A 376-nucleotide genomic window follows, 5' to 3' on the forward strand; every position below is an offset into this window, starting at 1 on the left:
CCAGGCTGCCGCCTACAACCGTGACATCTTCAACCGCAAAATCACTGCTGGCTTCGTTCAGGGTGAAGGTCAGCGTTGCCGTTTCGCCCGCTTTCAGGCTCGCCTTGTTGCTGGTGATGGTTACGCTCGGCAGCGCGGTATCCAGGTTGATGCTCAGCTGCGTCGCCGCGGTGTTGTCGTTGCCCGCCGCATCAGTGAAGGTCTCTGCCGCGATATCGACGGTCGCCGGCTCGGTGCGATCGGCATCCGGAGTAAACGTCGCGGTGTACGTCGTGCCGTTGCCTGCGAAGTTGTCCAGGCTGCCGCCCACAGCCGTGACATCTTCCATCGCAAAACCACTGCTCGCTTCGCTCAGGGTGAAGGTCAGCGTTGCAGT

Annotated in this window: 1 protein-coding gene; it reads right to left on the reverse strand. The window is 61.4% G+C overall.

Features of this window, described 5'->3' with window-relative positions:
- The coding region (locus VV869_RS24330; protein ID WP_337737536.1) for an Ig-like domain-containing protein at nt 1-376 on the reverse strand (376 nt) is incomplete at both ends.

The sequence above is a fragment of the Photobacterium sp. MCCC 1A19761 genome (genome assembly GCF_037389125.1).
Classification (GTDB): domain Bacteria; phylum Pseudomonadota; class Gammaproteobacteria; order Enterobacterales; family Vibrionaceae; genus Photobacterium.